We start from the raw sequence: 3,651 nt of genomic DNA, 5'->3' as shown, positions 1-3,651 counted from the left end.
GACGTGGACGTTGCCGATGCGGAAGCCAGGCGCGACCGACACCGGATTGTCGATGAGATCGGCGCCGCGCGGCATCCGTGCCATGCGCTTGCGGGCCTCGGTATATTCGATGCCGCGCGCGGCATAGCTTGCTTCCAGCATCGCATAGGCCCGGGCATCGTATTCGCAAGGTACGCCAAAGGCCTTGGAGATGGAATCGGCCGTGATGTCGTCATGCGTCGGCCCGATGCCGCCCGTGGTGAACACATAAGTGTAGCGCGCGCGCACGGCGTTCACCGCCGCGATGATCTCGTCTTCCTCGTCCGGGACGATGCGCACTTCCTTCAGGTCGATGCCGATCGCCGTCATGATGTCGGCGAGATGGCCGATGTTCTTGTCCTTGGTGCGGCCGGACAGAATCTCATCGCCGATGACGAGCATGGCGGCGGTCACGATTTCAGGCATGGGAAGCTCCGGCAAGCGAGTGGCCCGGGAAGGCGAGTGGTCTGAGATAGCGCGGCGCAGCGGTGGCCGCAATGTCATCTCCGCGGCGCCGGCTTTCCTGCCCGACTACATGACCGCCGGAGGTGGATGGCTCGGTCGAAGCCAACTCGTTTCCACACCATGTTCTGCGATGACGTGGCGGTCGAGCAAGATCTCGGCCGCATCGACGGGTGCTATGGCAAGGGGCACTTGCCGGAATTCATGGCCCAGGAGCGAACCGCCGCATCCATCGAGCGCATCGCCGGCCGGGCTGATCGGGGCCTCACCTCAGCTTCACGACAATTTCAAGGAACCATTCGGCTGACTACCGGGTTTTATGAGTGTCGCACCAAGGCGGCTAAGATACGGAGTGATTCAATGGTTACAAAACTTCTCGCAGCATCCGTCCTGACGATCGGTCTCGCCACATCGGCGATGGCGCAGTCACTGGACGACAGGTACTCAAACAATCATGACTGGTGGCTGTTCGGTAACAACGACCAGACAACTGTCGACCCCTACACCACGGGAAGCATCAGTGACGGCTCCGGGTTGAACACCCAAGGCAACACCGGCGCTATTGGCCCATGTGCCCACAACACACCAGGCCCGGACGCTAACGCAGGGCAAAACGTCAACGATCAGTATTGCGGCAAATAGCCAGAACGTGATTTCCGAAAAGCGCACGCCGATTTTCCAGAAATCCATGTTCGAGGGCTAGTCCGCAAGGACAGCCGCTGGCCGCTGGCGCGTCCTCTCTCCGGACGGCGCTGCGGTCGGCGCTCCGTCGAACCGCTCCACATCAACCGCGATACCGAATCAGTCCGAGACTTCTGTCTGCGGCCGGTCGCGGCCGTCGGCCAGTTCCTCATGCCATTTTCCCTCGGCGTCCTCATACTGGATGCCGTCCGTCGCTCCGGCGACCTGCTGCTCGGCCGAGGCGATTTCGGCGGCGCGCAACGCGTCCTGATGCGTCGGAAACGTCTCGGAAAAGGTCGCTCCGACCTTGTAGGCCCAGCCGCCGTCATGTTCGACGATCTTGTAAGTCAGCTTCGCCATGAAAAACCTCCGGTTGAAAGGTCCGTCTGCTCAATGCAGTCGGTCGTCGGGCAGTCTGTCGTCGGGCACCAGCACTTCCGATTCCTTGGCGGCTTCAATCAGCGCCCGGCGCGCATCTGCTGTCGAACGATAACCTTCCAGCACTTTGAGGCAAGTGTCGAGGGCATCACGATGGCGCGGGCCGCGATTGAGCGGCCACACCGTCATCAGGCACTCCGCGGCCTCCTGGGCGCTGCGGATGTGGCGATATTTGCCGACGTGGCCAAGTTCGACGACGACCGGCACTTCAAAAGGTTTGTTGTCCATCATGGCCGCAACGCAAAGCAGCCAATTTGGTTGCAACCATGGCCGTCAGCCTGCGCCCAAACGTCTCAGAGGCTGTTTGAAGGCTCTACAGCGCCGTGTCGGGAGCGCGAACCGTTCAGCCCGCCGCCTTCATCCAATGCTGCATCGTGGTCACCGAACGGGCAAGTTGTGGCGCCGGGTGGATTGTCTCGCTGAATGTCGCCGCCGCACGCCACCCCCAGCGCGGATCAGCCAGGAAGGCCCGCGCCAGCGCCACCATGTCGGCGCGGCCCTCGGTGACGATCGCTTCGGCCTGCTTGGGGTCGTCGATCAGGCCGACGGCGCGGGTCGGAATATCAGCGCCCTTGCGCACCGCCTCCGCCAGATGCACCTGATAGCCGGGGCCGGTGGGCAATTTCTGCAACGGCGAATTGCCGCCGCTCGAACAGCAGAGATAGGCAACGCCCTCGTCCTTCAGCGCTTTGGCCACTTCGATCGCGTCCGCCACGTCGAAGCCGCCGTCGACCCAATCCTTCACGGACAGCCTTGCGCCGAGCATCAGCTTTGGCACCGCCTTGCGCACCGCCTTGGTGATTTCGACGGCAAAACGCATGCGGTTTTCCAGCGCGCCACCCCAGCGGTCCGTGCGCTGGTTGGACAAGGGCGACAGGAACTGGAAGATCAAATAGCCATGCGCGGCGTGCAGTTCGAGGAAATCGAAGCCGGCGCGTTCGGCTCGCCTTGCCGCCTCGGCGAAGCGCTCGATCAGCTGTAGGATCTCCTCGTCCTCCAGAGCGTGCGGCACGTTCCAGCCGGTGTCGTAGGGGATGGCCGAGGCGGAGACGGTCTGCCAGGGATCCTCGTTTGGCTTCAGTGGCCCGCCGCCCTCCCACGGCTTGCGGTTCGAAGCCTTGCGGCCGGCATGGGCCAGTTGGGAGCCGAATTTCGTGCCGGGTGCGGCGACGCGTCGTGCAGCGTCCAGCGCGCGGCGGGCGGCCGCTTCATTGTCTTCAGAGTAAAGGCCGAGGCAGCCATGGGTGATACGCCCGCGCCGCTCGACATCGGTCATCTCGACCGTGACCATGCCGGCGCCGGACATTGCGAGGTTCATCCAGTGATGGAGATGCCAGTCGCTGGCCGAGCCGTCCTCGGCGGAATACTGGCACATCGGCGCGACGGCGATGCGGTTGGGGAAGGTGAGGCCGTCGAGAGTGATCGACTGGAAAAGCGACGCTGTCATGAGAAACTCCGGGAGGGTTCGCAGCTATTTAGGCGACCGATGGCGCCTGCGCCAGACACGAGGCGGTGAAAGGGCTTCTGGACCAATCACGGGCGGGATTGCCGAAATGCCGGTTCGCGGCTACGCCTCGGCCAGGCATGTCTCCCAAAAGTGGCTCCGGTTTTGGGAGAACGACAGGCATAAACAGGAGCATGAAGTGCGACGCGCTTTAGCATGGAGACCGGGATGGAAGATCGTATTCGCGTCCGTTCGGAGGAAATCCTCTCCGACGACTGGGCCATCCTGAAGAAGACCGTCCTCGACTACCGCCGGCGCGACGGTCAGTGGGAGACGCAAATCCGCCAGACCTATGATCGCGGCGATGGTGCGGTGATCCTGCCTTACGACCCCTTGCGTTCGACCGTGCTTCTGGTGCGCCAGTTCCGCTATCCCGCTTACGTCACCGGCCACCGCGAGCCGCTGATCGAGGCCTGTGCCGGTCTGTTGGACGAAAACGATCCGGAGACCGCCATCCGCAAGGAAGCCGAGGAAGAGCTGGGGTATCGCTTGAAGGATATCGAGCGGCTGTTTTCGCCCTATATGAGCCCCGGCAGCGTCACCGAAAG

General features: G+C 62.9%; 6 protein-coding genes. 2 read left to right on the top strand and 4 right to left on the bottom strand.

All coding sequences use genetic code 11. The annotated features are described in order from the left end of the window. On the bottom strand, positions 1 to 444 hold a 444-nt coding region (locus ENZ75_RS24975), incomplete at its 3' end, for a molybdopterin-binding protein (RefSeq protein WP_164887982.1). Between the two features lie 159 nt (positions 445 to 603). On the opposite strand from ENZ75_RS24975, the gene ENZ75_RS35320 reads away from it, so the two are divergent. After that, the gene (locus ENZ75_RS35320; protein ID WP_245481218.1) at positions 604 to 1,122 is read left to right on the top strand and encodes a hypothetical protein; all 519 of its coding nucleotides are present in this window, start codon (positions 604 to 606) and stop codon (positions 1,120 to 1,122) included. A 159-nt stretch (positions 1,123 to 1,281) separates the two neighbouring features. On the opposite strand, the gene ENZ75_RS24965 is transcribed toward ENZ75_RS35320, so the two are convergent. From ENZ75_RS24965 to ENZ75_RS24955, 3 genes are all read right to left on the bottom strand, one after another. Then, positions 1,282 to 1,521 (bottom strand): DUF2188 domain-containing protein, encoded by a 240-nt coding sequence (locus ENZ75_RS24965; RefSeq protein ID WP_013532013.1) that lies wholly within the window; start codon positions 1,519 to 1,521, stop codon positions 1,282 to 1,284. A gap of 30 nt (positions 1,522 to 1,551) precedes the next feature. After that, positions 1,552 to 1,830, bottom strand: a complete 279-nt coding sequence (locus tag ENZ75_RS24960) for a DUF982 domain-containing protein (protein ID WP_013532012.1) — start codon at positions 1,828 to 1,830, stop codon at positions 1,552 to 1,554. 112 nt (positions 1,831 to 1,942) lie between these two features. After that, entirely contained in the window at positions 1,943 to 3,046 is a 1,104-nt protein-coding gene (locus tag ENZ75_RS24955) for an NADH:flavin oxidoreductase/NADH oxidase (protein WP_024504404.1), read from the bottom strand. A gap of 225 nt (positions 3,047 to 3,271) precedes the next feature. On the opposite strand from ENZ75_RS24955, the gene ENZ75_RS24950 reads away from it, so the two are divergent. Continuing rightward, a partial coding sequence (locus ENZ75_RS24950; protein ID WP_128278391.1) for an NUDIX domain-containing protein occupies positions 3,272 to 3,651 on the top strand: 380 nt, incomplete at its 3' end.

This window comes from Mesorhizobium sp. M7A.F.Ca.CA.002.04.1.1 (genome assembly GCF_004022805.1).
Taxonomy (GTDB): domain Bacteria; phylum Pseudomonadota; class Alphaproteobacteria; order Rhizobiales; family Rhizobiaceae; genus Mesorhizobium; species Mesorhizobium ciceri.
This window is presented reverse-complemented; position numbering and strand designations above follow the sequence as displayed.